General features: G+C 60.4%; 17 protein-coding genes and 1 pseudogene (1 of these 18 cut by a window edge). 9 read left to right on the top strand and 9 right to left on the bottom strand.

Going from position 1 to position 15,325, the window contains the following annotated elements; genetic code table 11:
* Nucleotides 1–18: 18 nt before the first annotated feature.
* Nucleotides 19–477, bottom strand: coding sequence for a VOC family protein (locus tag OH720_RS23500; protein WP_272603096.1), 459 nt, complete (start codon nucleotides 475–477; stop codon nucleotides 19–21).
* A gap of 310 nt (nucleotides 478–787) precedes the next feature.
* Here OH720_RS23500 and OH720_RS23495 point away from each other — a divergent pair, with 310 nt between their 5' ends.
* From OH720_RS23495 to OH720_RS23480, 4 genes and pseudogenes are all read left to right on the top strand, one after another.
* Nucleotides 788–2,002, top strand: a complete 1,215-nt coding sequence (locus OH720_RS23495) for an SfnB family sulfur acquisition oxidoreductase (RefSeq protein ID WP_272603095.1) — start codon at nucleotides 788–790, stop codon at nucleotides 2,000–2,002.
* Nucleotides 2,003–2,004: 2 nt separating this feature from the next.
* The gene (locus OH720_RS23490; RefSeq protein ID WP_008056489.1) at nucleotides 2,005–2,670 is read left to right on the top strand and encodes a methionine ABC transporter permease; all 666 of its coding nucleotides are present in this window, start codon (nucleotides 2,005–2,007) and stop codon (nucleotides 2,668–2,670) included.
* Between the two features lie 71 nt (nucleotides 2,671–2,741).
* Nucleotides 2,742–3,512, top strand: coding sequence for a MetQ/NlpA family ABC transporter substrate-binding protein (locus OH720_RS23485; RefSeq protein ID WP_180202499.1), 771 nt, complete (start codon nucleotides 2,742–2,744; stop codon nucleotides 3,510–3,512).
* A 113-nt stretch (nucleotides 3,513–3,625) separates the two neighbouring features.
* Nucleotides 3,626–3,739 (top strand): annotated as a pseudogene (locus OH720_RS23480) (antibiotic biosynthesis monooxygenase); the annotation flags it as partial.
* Here OH720_RS23480 and OH720_RS23475 read toward each other — a convergent pair.
* The 4 genes from OH720_RS23475 to msuE form a co-directional block, all read right to left on the bottom strand.
* Nucleotides 3,736–4,839 carry a sigma-54 interaction domain-containing protein gene (locus OH720_RS23475; protein WP_272603094.1) on the bottom strand — a complete coding sequence of 368 codons (1,104 nt, stop codon included), beginning with the start codon at nucleotides 4,837–4,839 and terminating at the stop codon, nucleotides 3,736–3,738. The pseudogene OH720_RS23480 and the gene OH720_RS23475 sit on opposite strands and share 4 nt — an antisense overlap.
* 24 nt (nucleotides 4,840–4,863) lie before the next feature.
* The gene (locus tag OH720_RS23470; protein ID WP_272603093.1) at nucleotides 4,864–6,051 is read right to left on the bottom strand and encodes an acyl-CoA dehydrogenase family protein; all 1,188 of its coding nucleotides are present in this window, start codon (nucleotides 6,049–6,051) and stop codon (nucleotides 4,864–4,866) included.
* 144 nt (nucleotides 6,052–6,195) lie between these two features.
* Entirely contained in the window at nucleotides 6,196–7,335 is a 1,140-nt protein-coding gene (ssuD, locus tag OH720_RS23465) for an FMNH2-dependent alkanesulfonate monooxygenase (RefSeq protein WP_272603092.1), read from the bottom strand.
* Nucleotides 7,336–7,345: 10 nt separating this feature from the next.
* Nucleotides 7,346–7,909 carry an FMN reductase gene (gene msuE / locus OH720_RS23460; RefSeq protein ID WP_180202494.1) on the bottom strand — a complete coding sequence of 188 codons (564 nt, stop codon included), beginning with the start codon at nucleotides 7,907–7,909 and terminating at the stop codon, nucleotides 7,346–7,348.
* A gap of 389 nt (nucleotides 7,910–8,298) precedes the next feature.
* On the opposite strand from msuE, the gene OH720_RS23455 reads away from it, so the two are divergent.
* The 4 genes from OH720_RS23455 (at nucleotide 8,299) to OH720_RS23440 (ending at nucleotide 12,521) form a co-directional block, all read left to right on the top strand.
* Complete coding sequence (locus OH720_RS23455; protein WP_020795972.1) at nucleotides 8,299–8,568, top strand: hypothetical protein; 270 nt, start codon at nucleotides 8,299–8,301, stop codon at nucleotides 8,566–8,568.
* Between the two features lie 101 nt (nucleotides 8,569–8,669).
* Entirely contained in the window at nucleotides 8,670–9,284 is a 615-nt protein-coding gene (locus OH720_RS23450; RefSeq protein WP_008056508.1) for a LysE family translocator, read from the top strand.
* Between the two features lie 206 nt (nucleotides 9,285–9,490).
* On the top strand, nucleotides 9,491–10,648 hold the full coding sequence (locus tag OH720_RS23445; RefSeq protein ID WP_272603091.1) for an aminotransferase class V-fold PLP-dependent enzyme: 1,158 nt from the start codon (nucleotides 9,491–9,493) through the stop codon (nucleotides 10,646–10,648).
* 64 nt (nucleotides 10,649–10,712) lie between these two features.
* The gene (locus tag OH720_RS23440) at nucleotides 10,713–12,521 is read left to right on the top strand and encodes an aminopeptidase P family protein (protein WP_272603090.1); all 1,809 of its coding nucleotides are present in this window, start codon (nucleotides 10,713–10,715) and stop codon (nucleotides 12,519–12,521) included.
* A gap of 62 nt (nucleotides 12,522–12,583) precedes the next feature.
* On the opposite strand, the gene OH720_RS23435 is transcribed toward OH720_RS23440, so the two are convergent.
* Both OH720_RS23435 and OH720_RS23430 read right to left on the bottom strand, forming a co-directional pair.
* Complete coding sequence (locus OH720_RS23435) at nucleotides 12,584–13,174, bottom strand: 2-hydroxychromene-2-carboxylate isomerase (RefSeq protein WP_272603089.1); 591 nt, start codon at nucleotides 13,172–13,174, stop codon at nucleotides 12,584–12,586.
* A gap of 35 nt (nucleotides 13,175–13,209) precedes the next feature.
* Nucleotides 13,210–13,938: an SDR family oxidoreductase gene (locus tag OH720_RS23430; protein WP_272603088.1), complete on the bottom strand. Its 729-nt coding sequence runs from the start codon at nucleotides 13,936–13,938 to the stop codon at nucleotides 13,210–13,212.
* 93 nt (nucleotides 13,939–14,031) lie between these two features.
* On the opposite strand from OH720_RS23430, the gene OH720_RS23425 reads away from it, so the two are divergent.
* Nucleotides 14,032–14,592 carry a TetR/AcrR family transcriptional regulator gene (locus OH720_RS23425; protein ID WP_272603087.1) on the top strand — a complete coding sequence of 187 codons (561 nt, stop codon included), beginning with the start codon at nucleotides 14,032–14,034 and terminating at the stop codon, nucleotides 14,590–14,592.
* Between the two features lie 13 nt (nucleotides 14,593–14,605).
* On the opposite strand, the gene OH720_RS23420 is transcribed toward OH720_RS23425, so the two are convergent.
* Together OH720_RS23420 and rhtA are read right to left on the bottom strand one after the other, a co-directional pair.
* On the bottom strand, nucleotides 14,606–14,887 hold the full coding sequence (locus OH720_RS23420) for a hypothetical protein (protein ID WP_008056521.1): 282 nt from the start codon (nucleotides 14,885–14,887) through the stop codon (nucleotides 14,606–14,608).
* A 168-nt stretch (nucleotides 14,888–15,055) separates the two neighbouring features.
* Nucleotides 15,056–15,325: the final stretch of a threonine/homoserine exporter RhtA gene (gene rhtA / locus OH720_RS23415; protein WP_272603086.1), read on the bottom strand. The gene runs 618 nt beyond the window's last position; 270 of the gene's 888 nt are visible here — the last part of the coding sequence; the start codon falls outside the window, past its right edge; its stop codon occupies nucleotides 15,056–15,058.

The raw sequence follows: 15,325 nt of genomic DNA, 5'->3' as shown, positions 1-15,325 counted from the left end.
GCGCAGGCCTCGCAGATTTCACCCTTGCTGGAACATCTCCTTCGCCCGCTGCTCGATCTGCTCCTGGGTCAGGTCCTCTTTACGCGTGGCCATGAACCACAGATGCCCATAGGGATCCCTCAAGGTCCCGGAACGGTCGCCGTAAAATTGATCCTTGACCTCTGAAACCACGATGCCGCCAGCATCGATGGCCTGTTTGTAGGACTTGTCCACATCGGTCACGTACAGATGCAGGCCCACCGACGGCGAGTTGTCTGGATTGCTCAACGGCCCTTGATCGCACGGAGTGCCGAGCATGATCGGGCAATCGCCAATGCGCAGTTCGGCGTGGCCGATGCCACCGTCGGGCATGCTCAGGCGCATGACTTCGATGGCGCCGAAGGCTTTTTTGTAGAAGTCGATGGCTTCGGCGGCTTTTTGAATGCCCAGGTACGGGGTGATGCTGTGATAACCCTCTGGAATCGGTTTAACGCTCATGATGTTCTCCCTTTTTTTGTTGCGGATTGAAGATCGCTCTCCAGCCGAACAATTGTAGGAGTTGCCGAAGGCTGCGATCTGTTGTTTTGATCTTCAGCATGTTTCAAGTTTCCAAAAAGATTTCAGCCTGCGGCACGTTCTACAGAGTTCATCGGCACTGTTCAGCCATCAACAGTGAAGCAACAGATTGCTTGCCTTCGTGATGTAAAACCCCTCGAAAATGCCCTGAAACCCCTTCAAACACTGACTCGCGCCGTCAGGCACAGAAGCTGCAATGACCTTCGATAAACACCTGTATCGAGAGTCTTGTATGTCCCAATCTGCCGTTTATCCGATCAACCCGCCGGCCGCCCACCGGATCGTCGACGAAGCCCAAGCGCTGCAGGTGGCCGAGCAGGTCGCCGCGATCCTGCTGGAGCAGGATGCCGAGCGCGACCGCACACGCCAGGTGCCCGCCGAGATCGTCGACCTGTATTCCAACAGTGGCCTGTGGGGCATCACCGTGCCCAGGGAGTTCGGCGGTGCGCAGGTGTCCAGTGCGGTACTGGCGCAAGTCATTGCGATCATTTCGGCAGCCGATCCGTCCCTGGGACAGATCCCGCAAAACCACTATTGCCTGCTCGAAGACATTCGCCTGCAAGGCACCCCGCAGCAGCAGGCGCATTTCTTTGGCCTGGCTTTGCAAGGCCACCGGTTCGCCAATGCCTTGTCGGAAACCGGCGGCAAAAACGTGCAAGACATCCAGGCAACCATCCGTCGTTACGGCGACGGTCATGTGATCAATGGACGCAAGGGTTACTGCACCGGGTCGCTGTATGCCCACTGGCTGGCGGTGCTGGCGCTGGATGAAGAACAGAAGGGTCAGCTGGCTTTCGTCGAACGCGGCACGAAAGGGCTGGTGATTGTCGACGACTGGGACAGCATCGGTCAGCGCACTACCTCCAGCGGCACCGTCTTGGCCGAGGATCTGCACGTCGCGGCGTTCAACCTGTTTCCGACGTACCGCTCCTACGAATGCCCGACCTTGGCCGGCCCGTTCGCCCAGTTGACCACCGCTGCCATCGATGCCGGCATCGCCCGTGCGGCCCTGCGCGACACCATCGCGTTCGTCCGGCACTCCGCCCGGCCATGGATTGACGCCGGCGTGGAAAAAGCCAGCGAAGACCCGCTGACCATCATTCAGGTCGGGGGGCTGGAGATTCGCCTGGAAGCCGCCGAAGCCTTGCTGGAACGGGCTGGTCGTGCACTGGATGCGGCGCGTCCGGCACCCGATGAAGACAACGTTGCCCGTGCGTCCCTGGCCGTTGCCAAGGCCAAGGTGCTGACCACTGAAATCGCCATTGAAGCCACCAACAAACTGTTCGAGCTCGGTGGCACCCGTTCGACCCTGAAAAAACACAAATTCGATCGGCACTGGCGCAACGCCCGGGTCCACACCCTGCACGACCCGGTGCGCTGGAAGTACCACGTGGTCGGCAACTGGTTGCTCAATGGCGTGAAACCGCCACGTCATGACTGGTCGTGACCATGGCCGAATTGTTCAAGAACATTTATTGGGCCGATATCGGCCAGGCCTGCCTCGACACCTTGAGCATGCTCGGCGCGGCACTGGGTTTTACCGTGCTGTTGGGTTTGCCGCTGGGGGTGCTGCTGTTCCTCACCGGCAAGCGCCAATTGCATGAAGCGGTCGGTGTCTACCGGGTGCTGTCGGTGATCGTGAACATGCTGCGTTCGCTGCCGTTCATCATTCTGCTGATTGTGCTGATCCCACTGACGACCCTGTTGGTGGGCACTTCGCTGGGCGTGCCGGGGACCATTCCACCGTTGGTGGTCGGTTGCACGCCGTTCTTCGCGCGGTTGGTGGAAACCGCGTTGCGCGAAGTCGATCGCGGGGTGGTGGAGGCGACCCAGGCCATGGGCGCCAACACCTGGCAAATCATTCGCTACACCTTGTTGCCGGAAGCCCGGGGAGGGCTGCTGGCAGCGGTCACGGTCACCGCGATCGTGCTGGTCGATTACACGGCGATGGCCGGGGTGATCGGCGGTGGCGGCCTGGGCGACCTGGCCATCCGCTACGGCTACCAGCGGTTCCAGACCGATGTGATGGTGGTCACCGTGGTGCTGTTGCTGATCCTGGTCCAGGCCCTGCAAATGAGCGGCGACCGACTGGTGGCACGTTACAGCCACCGCTGACGATTCAAATCAAAAAAACCGGCCCCACGTCCGCCCTACGACGGCCATTTAAATCTGCCTTGGAGCACCGCATGAAAAAGACCCTGGCCATACTGGCTGCCCTGATCTCGTTGAGCGCCCACGCCAACGAAAAACTCACCGTCGGCGCCACCCCGGTGCCGCACGCGGAAATCCTCGAATTCGTCAAACCGACACTGGCCAAGGAAGGCGTGGACCTGGACATCAAGGTGTTCACCGATTTCATCCAGCCCAACCAGCAGCTGGCGCTGAAGAATCTCGACGCCAACTATTACCAGTACCGGCCGTTTCTCGATGACTACAACAAGACCCGTCACACCGACCTGGTGCCGGTGGTGGGCGTGCACATCGAGCCGTTCGGCGCATATTCGACCAAAATCAAAAACATCGCCGAGCTCAAGGACGGCGCCACCGTTTCGATCCCCAACGACCCGGTCAACACCGGTCGCGCCCTGGTGCTCTTGCACGAAGCGGGTCTGATCAAGCTCAAGGACCCGAGCAACACCCTGGCGACCCAACGGGACATCGTCGAAAACCCCAAGCACCTGAAAATCCGTGAACTGGAGGGCGCACTGCTGGCGCGTTCGGTGAGTCAGGTCGACCTGGCGTTCGTTTTCGCCAACTACGCCCTGGAGGCCGGGATCGATACCAACAGTGCCTTGATCGTGGAGAAGGGCAAGAGCCTCTACATCGAGTTCCTGGTGGCACGGCCGGACAATATCAACGACCCGGGCCTGCAGAAACTGGCCAAGGCGTTGAACTCCGATGAGGTGCGGCAGTTCATCCTGACCCGCTACAAAGGCCAGATCGCGCCGGGGTTCTAAATCTTCGTCGTCTGGCAATACGTCTTCGCGAGCAAGCCCGCTCCCACATTTCGACCGAGTTCTTCAGGTGGAACCTAGTCGAATGTGGGAGCGGGCTTGCTCGCGAAGGCCACAGGCAACTGATCCGCGCCCATCAGGCAAAGACCGTGACCTTCGGCTCGTTCCAGGTGCTGCACAGCCTGGAACGCAGCCACGACCACGGGTTGCACTGCAATCTGGTGGGTTAGATCGACAGCTGCATCAAGCGCTCGCCCTGAATGTTTTCCGTGGGCCGGCGTTTGTTCACCGCCAGTTCACCGATCTTTATCAGGCGCGTGCGGGTCACGTTACGGCTCAGCCCCAGCAGGGCGGCGGTGTGCACCTGGTTGTAGTGGCTGAAACGGTAGGCGGCGCGCATCAAGGCGTCTTCGACTTTCTCATGCAGCGCGCCGGCCTGTTGTTCGAAGAGCTTCTGGAAGGCCCGGTCGAGCAGGGCTTCGGCGCTGTCGTCGACCTGGGTGTGGTAGTCGTCCTGACGCTCGATGCGCATGTTCGACAGGCGCAGGTCATCGCGTTCGATCACGCCGTTGCGGCAAATCAACAGGGTGTGGTGAATCACGTTTTCCAGTTCGCGGATATTGCCCGGCCAACTGTAGCTGCGCAGTTTCAGTTCGGCCTCTTTGCTGATGGTGATGGTGCCGTAGCCAAGGCGCTGGCTGTAGGCGTTGATGAAGTGACGCGTCAGCGGCAGGATGTCGCCCGGGCGATCGCGCAGCGGGCTCAGGTCCAGGCTGACGACGTCGAGCCGGTAATACAGGTCTTCGCGAAAGTGCCCGGCGTTGATGGCTTTTTCCAGTTGCACGTTGGTGGCCGCGAGTACGCGCACATCGATGGGAATGCTCTTGCGCGAACCCAGGCGCACCACTTCGCGCTCCTGCAACACGCGCAACAATTTGACCTGGATCGCCATCGGCAAATCGCCGATTTCGTCGAGGAACAAGGTGCCCCCGTTGGCTTCCTCGAACCAGCCGGCCTTGGCGCTCAGGGCGCCGGTGAACGCACCTTTTTCATGGCCGAACAATTCGGCTTCGACCAGGGATTCGGAGAACGCACCGCAGTTCACCGCCACGAATGGCCGGTTGCGCCGGGCGCTGAGGTTGTGGATATGTCGCGCCACCAACTCTTTGCCGGTGCCGGTTTCGCCAATGATCAGCACGCTGGCGTCACTGGGGGCGACTTGTTGCAGATGCGCCAGCAAGGCCTGGGACTTCGGGTCTTCGAAGACCTGTGCCGTGGCGCGGATCGACGTGGCCAGAGCGGGCGAGGGCGGTAAGGTCAGCAGTTGCATGGGGCACGCTCCTTGATGGGCAAGCTATGAATAGAAAGTCGGAATCGGCAGGGCCTGGTTCAGCGCCCAGTCACCCAGTTCCTGGAGTTTGTAATCCACCGGGTCGTGCAGGGTTTGCGTGCGCAGGTTGCGCCAATGGCGGTCCAGGCGCAGCGAGGCATGGGTCGAACGCGCGCCGGTCACTTCGAACAAGCGGCTGCACAGTTCCAGGCCATTGCGCGTCGCCGCGACCTTGGCCGTGGCGATGGCGGTGGCGAGATGCCCGCGTTCTTCGGCACTCAGGTTCGGACCTTTGGCCCAGGCCTTGTCGAGCAAGTTGGCGGCACGTTCCACCAGCAACCGCACGCCTTCGAGGGCCACCCAGAACTCGCCGTAGTGACCGAGCACATAAGGGTCCTGGCGCACATCCTGAGTGGTGGATTTATGCCACGGCCGGGTTTCGGTGAGGGTGTATTGCCGCGCCTCTTCAAAGGCGCCTTCGGCGATGCCGAGGAACATGTGAGTGAAGGTCAACTGGGCGATCAGCGGGCGCAGGCAGGCGAACGGCGTACTCAACGGCCCCGGATCAAGCAGCAGTTCCGACTCTTCGACCCGCACCCGTTCAAAGGTTGCGCTGCCGCTGTCGGTCTGGCGCTGACCGATGTTGTTCCAGTCGTTGTGCAGGCTGATGCCGCTGCGACCGCTGGGAATGGCGGCGATCAACAGCTTGCCGCCGGCGTTTTCGTCCACCGCCGAGGCGATCAGCATTTCTGAATCGCTGGCGCCGGAGCAAAAACTCTTCTTGCCGGAAAACTCACGCCAGCCGCCAAGGTTTTTCACCACGGTGCGGGTGTCGAGCGGGTTGAGGGCATTGCCCCAGAACCAGTTCTTGCGTGCGGTTTGTTCAAACCACGGCTGCCATTGCTCGGGCCGGGCGAACAGGCGCACGGTGGCGAGCATCAGGTGATGGAAACCGAAAACATGGGCAATCGAACTGTCGACCTTGGCGAACTCGCGCACGATGGCCAGGGTTTCACTCCAGTGGGCGCCGAGGCCGCCGAACTGGGTGGGAATACTTAACGCGAGCAGGCCGCTGTGGCGCAGGGCATCACGCTCGGCCTTGGGCGTACCGCCGCGCTCGTCGCGCTCGACGGCGGTCAAGGCAAACTCGGCGGCCAATTGGCGGGCGGTCTGCAACGGGGATATCAGGGCGCTTTGCGGTTTGGCGGTCACGCTGTTTTCCTTTTGAAATCGACACGGCCCTGTAGGAGCGAGGCTTGCCCGCGAAGAACGATAACGCGGTGCATCTGATGCACCGAGTCGTATGGTTCGCCGGCAAGTCGGAACGCCGCACCGCTGGCTCCTACAGAGGTCGCGTCAGGCTTTGGCTGGCAACACGTCATTGGCGATCATTTCGCCAAACGGCCCGGTGAGGTTGGTGACGCCGCGACCGGCCAGGCTGGCATACGGCTCGGACAACAGCGGGAACACCAGTTCGGCAAAGCGATAAGCCTCCTCAAGGTGCGGATAGCCGGAGAAGATGAAACTCTCGATGCCCAGGTCCGCGTACTCCTTGATCCGCGCCGCCACCTGCTGCGGATCGCCCACCAGCGCCGTCCCGGCACCGCCGCGCACCAGCCCGACACCGGCCCACAGGTTGGGCGAGATCTCCAGGTTGTCACGACGCCCGTCATGCAGGGCGGCCATGCGCCGCTGACCTTCCGAGTCGAAGCGCGAGAAAGACTTCTGTGCGGCGGCGATGGTCTCGTCGCTGATGTGTTCGATCAATTTGTCAGCGGCTTTCCAGGCTTCTTCGGCGGTTTCACGCACGATCACATGCAATCGAATCCCGAACTTCACCGTACGTCCATTGCGTGCAGCACGTTCACGGACATCGGCGAGTTTTTGCGCCACGGCCGCCGGAGGTTCGCCCCAGGTCAGGTAGACATCGACCTGTTCGGCGGCCAGGTCATGGGCAGCATCGGACGAACCGCCGAAGTACAGCGGCGGATAGGGTTTCTGCACCGGCGGATACAGAGCCTTGGCGTTCTGTACCCGCAGGTGTTTACCTTCGAAATCCACCGATTCGCCTTGCAGTACGCGACGCCAGATCTTCAGGAATTCGTCAGTGACTTCGTAGCGCTCGCTGTGATCGAGGAAACTGCCGTCGCCACGGTTTTCATCCGGGTCGCCGCCGGTCACCACATTGATCAGTAAACGGCCACCGGACAGTCGATCCAGGGTGGCGGCCATGCGCGCCGAAACTGTTGGCGAAATGATCCCCGGCCGGATCGCCACCAGGTACCGCAAGCGTTCGGTCAGCGGCACCAGCGCCGAAGCGATGACCCACGAGTCTTCGCAGGAGCGCCCGGTCGGGATCAATACACCGTGGTAACCGAGGCTGTCCGCCGCCTGGGCCACCTGTTTCAGATAATTCAGCGTTACCGGGCGTGCGCCCTGGGTGGTGCCCAGGTAGTGACCGTCGCCGTGGGTCGGCAGGAACCAGAAAACATCCATGAACAAATCCTTAAGCGATTTTCAGCAGATTGTTGGGGTGCACGCCGAACAGCGGCGCGGCGCGTTCTGCAGCCAGGCGAATGCGGGCCTTCAAGGGCTCACTGGTGATTTGGTAATTGGAGAAATCGGCTTCGGTGGCATACACGCCAATCGGCAAGGTCAAGGCCTGGAAGAAACTGAACAGAGGCCGCAGTTGATGATCGAGCACCAGCGCGTGACGTTCGCTGCCTCCGGTGGCGGCCAGCAGTACTGGCGTGTTGATCAGCGCATTCAGGTCAATCAGATCGAACAGGTGCTTGAGCAGGCCCGGGTAGGAACCGCGATAAACGGGCGCGGCGACGATCAACAAGTCGGCGTTTTCGATCGCTTGCAGTTCGGCTTCGATATCCGCCGCCAGTTCCTGGCGAGACAGCGCCGCGCCCAGTGGCCGGGCAATGTCACCCAGTTCGATGAGCTTGCTGTCGATCGGCAGTTGCTCGGCCAACTGCGCCAACAGCGCCTGGGTCAGCACCAGGGTGCGCGACGGACGCCAGGTACCACCGGAGAGGGCAACGACTTTCAATGGACGCGACATGAACAGTTCCTTTTTAAACAGTTGCTCGGCGAGCAGTGAGTAGTCACCCAGTTGAGCAAGAGCTGTACCAATCCCTTGAGGCCCAGGATTACCGGGCTTTCAGCGCCCTGAGCGGGCCGCGCTGTTGATTTTCAGGGGCTGTTTGTTGAATGACTGTTGCCTGGCAAACAGTTGCTTGGGCAACAGTGGATGCAATTGTTATAAAGGTTGTCTGTTATTCCTCAAAATACAATAAAACGATATTTATAGATCATTAAGAAATATAAAGGTGCTGCAACGGCCGCATTAGAAAAACCCGATAGCCACTATCGAGAGCGTTGATTTCTGCTCGGACAAAGGCGCGAGTAGCCTGTGTTCATTGCCCCGAACACGATGCCAGGACGCCGAAAATGAAACCTCTAATCGCCACTTTCTTGCTGCTCGCGGTCTCTGTACTTGCCGGATGTGCCAGCCATGTTTCCCCGGAATTGCGTCCCTACACCGCTGAAGAAACCCGCGAACTGGCGCTGGAAGCACTGAATCGTCGAGGCCTGTCCTTCGATGAATACCACGCGAAAAAAGCCGAACTGCTCGGCGAGCCACGGAAAACTTTTGGCTTCGACAAGCAGGGCGAAATGAACGCCGAGCGAGCTGTACAGCTGCACGGTCGTCAGAGCTGAGCTAAAACTGTACCGCTTGAACTTTCGCCCAACTGTCCATGGGTTTCACGGAGCGTTCGCGATAGGGTCTATACCTGACTGACCCCGATGGACTGTCGCCCATGACTCTCTCACTCGATCTGCTGCTGGGCTTTGCCCTGTTCGCCCTCGTCACCTCGATCACACCCGGTCCGAACAACACCATGTTGCTGGCATCCGGGGTGAACTTCGGCTTCCATCGAACCATCCCCCATATGCTGGGTATCACCTGCGGATTCTTCGTGCTGGTCGTGGCGGTGGGGTTCGGGCTGGGCGCGGTGTTCCAGGCGTATCCTGTGCTCTACACCGTGCTGCGCTACGTCGGTGCGGCGTACTTGCTGTACCTGGCGTGGAAAATCGCCCATTCCGGGCCCGTTTCGGACAGCGGCAAAGGCGAGGCCAAGCCGATCAGCTACCTGGGCGCCGCGGCGTTCCAGTGGGTCAATCCCAAGGCCTGGATCATGGCCATCGGTGCCATCAGCACCTACACACCGATGCAGGGCTATTTCACCAATGTGATTGTGATTGCCGCGGTGTTTGCCCTGATCAACCTGCCGAGCGTCGGTGTGTGGGCCGCTTGCGGCACGCTGTTGCGCAATGTTCTAAAAGACCGGCGCTGGTTGCGCCTGTTCAACTGGGGCATGGCCGCGCTGCTGGTGGCGTCGCTGTATCCGATATTGCTCGAGAGCTTTAGCTGACGCATTGCTTCAACCGCTTACCCGATGCCTGTTAAGCTGGCTTTTCAGGAGCGTTCCTACGCACTTTTAAATGAAGTTGTTCTTCTTTAACGGCATCCAATCAGGTATTGGTAACCTTCTGGAAACCGAACGCAGCTCATAAGGCTGCGTTTCGCCGTTTGCAGTCATGAGCTTCCTGATCCCGGAACACGCTCTGCGAGTCCTTTATGAATAAACGTCCGCTGTATTTCGACTACGCCGCCACCACGCCGGTGGATGAGCGGGTCATCAAGATCATGGTCGAATGCCTGGGCTTCGACGGTAACTTCGGCAACCCGGCCTCCAGCTCCCACGCCTTTGGCCAGCAGGCCCGGCAATCGGTAGAGCAGGCGCGGCGCCAGGTCGCCGAACTGGTCGGTGCCACGCCTGAACAGATCGTCTGGACCTCCGGTGCCACCGAATCCAACAACCTGGCCCTCAAGGGTGTGGCCCAGGCACGCGGCGTCGCCGGTGGCCACCTCATCACCAGCCAGATCGAACACAAGGCCATCCTCGATACCGCCAGGCAGTTGCAGGACAGCGGCGTAGCGGTGACGTACCTGGTGCCGGACGCCGATGGCCTGATCACCGCGCAAGCGGTCAGCGAAGCCATGCGCGAGGACACCTTCCTGGTGTCGCTGATGCTGGTCAACAATGAACTGGGCACGGTCAACGACATCCCGGCCATCGGCCAAGTGGTGCGTGAGCGCAATGCGTTGTTTCATGTCGACGCGGCGCAAGGCGCGGGCAAGGTTGCGATCGACCTGGCGCAGTGGCCGGTGGACCTGATGTCCTTCTCGGCACACAAGCTCTATGGTCCCAAAGGCATTGGCGCGCTGTATGTTGGCCCGCGTGCGCAGCAGCGCCTGCTGGCGCAGATCCACGGCGGCGGTCACGAAGGCGGCCTGCGTTCCGGTACCCTGGCGACCCACCAGATTGCCGCGATGGGCGCGGCCTTTGCCTTGGCGGCGGCCTCGTTCGATGAAGAAAAAGCCTTGATCGTGCACCTGCGCGAGCGCCTGCTTGATCAAGTGCTGAACATTCCTGGCGTGCGGCTCAATGGCAGCCCCACTCAACGCATCCCGCATACATTGAGCCTGACCTTCAGTGAAGGCGAGTTCAATTCGGCGGCATTGCTCGCCTCGATGGCTTTTTCCGCGACCTCGGCCTGTAATTCTGCAAGCAATGCGCCATCCCATGTGCTGCTGGCCCTGGGGCATGATGCCCGTACGGCGAGTCGCACCATTCGCTTGAGCCTGGGGCGTTTCACCACCGAACAGGATATCGATCAAGCGGTACAGCTGATTAAAACCGCCTGCGCCAGTGCTCCGGCATTCTGGCAATAGGGCAACAAAGTGCCGACTTCGATCGGCACCGAACAATAATGACGAGTGGTTAGCAGGAGTCACGATGAATACGCAGTTTACGATCACCGGGTCAGTGCCCCAGCGCCTGGCGCAAACCCGCGAGCTGATGAGCCGGGAAGGTATCCATGCCTTGCTGGTGCCGTCGGCCGATCCCCACCTGTCCGAATACCTGCCGGGTTACTGGCAAGGGCGTCAATGGTTGTCGGGTTTCCACGGTTCGGTCGGCACCTTGATCGTTACCGCGGATTTCGCCGGTGTTTGGGCTGACAGCCGTTACTGGGAGCAAGCGAGCAAGGAACTCAAGGGCAGTGGCATCGAGTTGGTCAAGCTGCAACCCGGCCAACCCGGACCGCTGGACTGGTTGGCCGAGCAAACCCCGCAGGGTGGTGTGGTCGCGGTCGATGGCGCGGTGATGGCGGTGGCTTCCGCACGCACGCTGGGCGGCAAGCTTGAGGAGCGGGGCGCACGCCTGCGCACCGACATCGACCTGTTGAGCGAAGTCTGGAGCAACCGCCCAAGCCTGCCGAACGAACCGATCTATCAGCACCTGCCGCCACAAGCCACCGTCAGCCGTGGCGAAAAACTCGCCAAACTGCGCGAAACCCTGCAGGCACGGGGTGCCGACTGGCATTTCATCGCCACCCTGGATGACATCGCCTGGCTGTTCAACCTGCGCGGCGGCGATGTGTCGTTCAACCCGGTGTTCGTTTCTTTCGCCTTGATCAGCCAGCAACAGGCAACCCTGTTCGTCGCGCTGAGCAAGGTCGATGCGCAGTTGCGTGCGGTCCTGGAACAGGACGGCGTGACCCTGCGCGATTACAGCGAAGTGGCCGACGCCCTGCGCGCGGTGCCGACGGGCACTAGCCTGCTGGTCGATCCGGCGCGGGTAACGGCAGGTTTGCTGGATAACCTCGACAGCGGTGTCAAACTGCTCGAAGGCCTGAATCCGACCACCCTTGCCAAGTCGCAGAAGAGCCTGGCTGACGCCGAATACATCCGCCAGGCCATGGAGCAGGACGGTGCAGCGCTGTGCGAATTCTTCACCTGGCTCGAATCGGCCTGGGGCCAAGAGCGTATTACCGAACTGACTATCGACGAAAAACTGACCGCAGCGCGTGAACGTCGGCCGGGCTATGTGTCGCTGAGCTTCAACACCATTGCCGCCTTCAACGCCAACGGCGCCATGCCCCATTACCACGCCACCGAAGAAGAGCACGCGGTGATCGAAGGTGACGGCTTGTTGCTGATCGATTCCGGTGGCCAGTACCTGGGCGGCACCACCGACATCACACGGATGGTGCCGGTCGGCACGCCGACCAGCGAGCAGAAACGCGATTGCACCCGCGTGCTCAAGGGCGTGATTGCCCTGTCCCGTGCGCAATTCCCCAAAGGTATCCTGTCGCCACTGCTTGACGCCATCGCCCGGGCGCCGATCTGGGCCGAAAGCGTCGATTATGGTCACGGTACCGGTCACGGCGTCGGCTACTTCCTCAACGTTCACGAAGGTCCCCAGGTCATTGCCTACCAGGCCGCGCCCGCGCCGCAAACCGCCATGCTGCCAGGCATGATCACCTCGATCGAGCCAGGCACTTACCGTCCAGGCCGTTGGGGTGTGCGCATCGAGAACCTGGCGATGAACCGCGAGGCAGGCAGCAGCGAATTCGGCGAATTCCTCAAGTTCGAAACCCTGACCCTGTGCCCGATCGACACGCGCTGCCTGGAAACCTCGCTGCTGAGCGAAGAGGAAAAGCAGTGGTTGAACGCTTACCATGCCGAAGTGCGCGAGCGTTTAAGCCCGTTGCTCGACGGCGCTGCACTGGAGTGGTTGAACACTCGCACTGCGGCTATTTGACGGATGTAGCCGGGCGCTGTCTCCAGCGCCCGGTTCACGTAGTCGATCGGGTCCTCGGGTTTTTAACCCAGGGCTTCGATGACAAAGTCCAGTCGATCCTGGCCGAAGTACAGCTGATCGCCGACAAACATGCTCGGTGCACCGAATACGCCGCGTTGCACGGCTTTTTCGGTGGTTTCCTTGAGCTCGTTTTTGACATCCTCGTCGACGGTCAGGGCCAGGATTTCTTCCGGGTCGAAACTGTTTTCCCTCAGTACTGCCCCGACAGTGGCCGGATCATTAAGGTTGCGACCTTCGATCCAAAGCGCCTTGAACAGGCAATCGATGAATGCGGCAAAGCGCTCAGGGTGACGCATCTGCATGCCTGTCACGGCACGCATGAGCAGCAGTGTGTTGATCGGGAAGTGCGGGTTGATTTTCAGTGGCACACCGTAGCGTTTGGCATACCGATCCAGGTCTATGAACATGTAGCGGCCCTTGGCAGGGATAGTCGCCGGGGAAGCGTTGCCGGTGGCTTTGAACACCCCGCCGAGCAGGATTGGCACGTAGATCAGCTGGCTGTCGGTCTGCTCACAGATCTTCGGTAGCTGGGTGTACGCCAGGTAGGTGGCGGGACTGCCCAGGTCGAAATAGAACTCCACGGTTTTGCTCATGGTCGATGCACTCTTCTTGTTGTCGTAAGGAAGGATTACCAGCGTTCGCTCCAGGGGCGCAGGTCCAGCTCGAAGGTCCAGGCGTCGCGCGGCTGGCTGTGCAGGTACCAATAGTTCTCGGCGATGTGCTCGGGGTTGAGAATGCCGTCCTGGTCCTTGGTTGCGTACTTCTCGGGGAAGCTGTCACGAATGAAATCGGTGTCGATGGCGCCGTCGACCACGACGTGGGCGACGTGAATATTCATCGGCCCCAGTTCCCGAGCCATGCTTTGCGCCAGCGCACGGATCCCGTGCTTGGCCCCGGCGAACGCGGCAAAGCCTGCAGCACCGCGTAAGCCGGCAGTGGCGCCGGTGAACAAGATAGTGCCCCGTTGCCGCTTGGCCATGCGCTTGGCCACTTCCCTGCCATTGAGAAAGCCTGAGAAACAGGCCATTTCCCAGATCTTGAAGTACTTGCGGGCCGTCTCTTCGAGAATGCTGCAGGGCACGTTGGCGCCAATGTTGAACACGAACGCTTCGATCGGGCCGATGTCGCTTTCGATTTGCTCGACCAGTGCAACCACATCGTCTTCTTTGCGGGCATCGCAGGCGAAGCCGTGGGCTTCACCGCCGCTGGCCCTGATGGTATCGACCAGAGGCTGGAGCTTGTCCGCGCTGCGACGGGTCACGCAGGCCACGAATCCCTCCTGTGCAAACCGCTTGGCAATGGCGCCACCCGTGGCATCTCCCGCACCGACAACCAGTACGACCTTTTTGTTATTCATTGCCTGGACCCCTTTAGTAAACGATCGTTAACTAAACGAACGTTATGCTACGATTTGGCAGGCGTCAAGATGATCGAACTTGAGGGAAGGGCAATGCGTTATTCAGCCAGTCACAAACTGGAAACCCGAGAGAAACTGCTGCAAAGCAGCGCGGTGTCGGCCAAGCAATCCGGTTTTTCCACGGTGGGGGTCGACGGTTTGATGAAAGCCATCGGCTTGAGTGGTGGCGCGTTCTACAGTCACTTCGCGTCGAAGGATGAGTTGTTCGCGTCCATTGTCGAGCGCGAGTTGCGGCAAAGCCTGGAACGCTTGGGGGCTGATCAGGATCGCGACAAATTCGAGCGTTGCCTCAAGCTCTACTTGAGCATGTCCCACGTCGAGCACCCGGAAACCGGTTGTGCATTACCGGCGTTGGGCGCCGAGATTGCTCGCTCCGATCCGCTGATTCGACAGCAGGCCGAGCACTGGATCTGCCAGCTTCAGGAGAGTTGGGCGCGGGTGCTGGAGAGCGACAGCCTGGCCTGGGCGATTCTGTCGCAATGCATCGGAGCCTTGGTGGTGGCGCGAATGCTGGTCACGCCGGATCTGCAGCGCAGGGTGCTGAAGTCCAGCCATGAGGAGATAGGCCGCCAGCTGTCAGGCCCGCGGGCCTGACAATGGCTTCAGATCATTTGCAGATGACGATCATGCTGCGGCTGGTATAGCCCGCGGGGTTGAGTCCGAACGGATAATCACCTGGCTCTTCCACGGCATCGCCGGATTTGGCGATGACCTTGTAGTTCTTTGGGGCGCACGAGTTGGCGGCGCTGGCGTAGCACTGGTCCCATGAGGACGACAGCCCCGAACAGTTGATATGGATGCCTTTCCTGCCGTGTTTGGTCTGGGATTTGGAGGTCGCCGCGCAGCCCGCAACGGCAAGAACGGCGATCAGTATCAAAATTCGTTTCATTGCTATCCTTGTAGCGTTCCCGGATCTGTCGCCCGGTCTGCAGTATTCGCTTGCGCATGAAGCGTTTTGAAGTCCCTGTCCTGAAAAAGTCCATTTCTGACACTGGGTTGCGGGCCTAAACATGGCCTAATTGAGCGGCAAATACCAGAGCCTGTGCAAAACCGGTCGTCAATCGGCTGCAACGGCGGGCTTGGCGGCACTGCCCATGGTCATGGTGGCACCCACGGAAGCCAGGATGATGCACAGGATGGCCATCCATTGTGACAAAGACAGGAACTCTTGCAGGAACAACAAACCGGACAAGGCGCCCACCGCGGGTTCGATGCTCATCAGTGTGCCGAAGGTCTTGGCCGGCATGCGCGTGAGGGCGACCATTTCCAGTGTGTAGGGGAGGGCCGTGGACAGTACGGCGACACCGATGGCGATCGGAATCAAGGA

The organism is Pseudomonas sp. WJP1 (assembly GCF_028471945.1).
Lineage (GTDB): Bacteria > Pseudomonadota > Gammaproteobacteria > Pseudomonadales > Pseudomonadaceae > Aquipseudomonas.
The sequence above is the reverse complement of the archived record's forward strand: the minus strand, read 5'-3'. Positions and strand labels throughout refer to the sequence as shown.

Excerpts from the sequence above, each read along its gene's own strand:
- OH720_RS23500 (WP_272603096.1), bottom strand. The coding sequence starts at position 477 with ATGAGCGTTAAACCGATTCCAGAGGGTTATCACAGCATCACCCCGTAC.
- OH720_RS23495 (WP_272603095.1), top strand. The coding sequence starts at position 788 with ATGTCCCAATCTGCCGTTTATCCGATCAACCCGCCGGCCGCCCACCGG.
- OH720_RS23490 (WP_008056489.1), top strand. The coding sequence starts at position 2,005 with ATGGCCGAATTGTTCAAGAACATTTATTGGGCCGATATCGGCCAGGCC.
- OH720_RS23485 (WP_180202499.1), top strand. The coding sequence starts at position 2,742 with ATGAAAAAGACCCTGGCCATACTGGCTGCCCTGATCTCGTTGAGCGCC.
- OH720_RS23475 (WP_272603094.1), bottom strand. The coding sequence starts at position 4,839 with ATGCAACTGCTGACCTTACCGCCCTCGCCCGCTCTGGCCACGTCGATC.
- ssuD (WP_272603092.1), bottom strand. The coding sequence starts at position 7,335 with ATGGATGTTTTCTGGTTCCTGCCGACCCACGGCGACGGTCACTACCTG.
- msuE (WP_180202494.1), bottom strand. The coding sequence starts at position 7,909 with ATGTCGCGTCCATTGAAAGTCGTTGCCCTCTCCGGTGGTACCTGGCGT.
- OH720_RS23455 (WP_020795972.1), top strand. The coding sequence starts at position 8,299 with ATGAAACCTCTAATCGCCACTTTCTTGCTGCTCGCGGTCTCTGTACTT.
- OH720_RS23450 (WP_008056508.1), top strand. The coding sequence starts at position 8,670 with ATGACTCTCTCACTCGATCTGCTGCTGGGCTTTGCCCTGTTCGCCCTC.
- OH720_RS23445 (WP_272603091.1), top strand. The coding sequence starts at position 9,491 with ATGAATAAACGTCCGCTGTATTTCGACTACGCCGCCACCACGCCGGTG.
- OH720_RS23440 (WP_272603090.1), top strand. The coding sequence starts at position 10,713 with ATGAATACGCAGTTTACGATCACCGGGTCAGTGCCCCAGCGCCTGGCG.
- OH720_RS23435 (WP_272603089.1), bottom strand. The coding sequence starts at position 13,174 with ATGAGCAAAACCGTGGAGTTCTATTTCGACCTGGGCAGTCCCGCCACC.
- OH720_RS23430 (WP_272603088.1), bottom strand. The coding sequence starts at position 13,938 with ATGAATAACAAAAAGGTCGTACTGGTTGTCGGTGCGGGAGATGCCACG.
- OH720_RS23425 (WP_272603087.1), top strand. The coding sequence starts at position 14,032 with ATGCGTTATTCAGCCAGTCACAAACTGGAAACCCGAGAGAAACTGCTG.
- OH720_RS23420 (WP_008056521.1), bottom strand. The coding sequence starts at position 14,887 with ATGAAACGAATTTTGATACTGATCGCCGTTCTTGCCGTTGCGGGCTGC.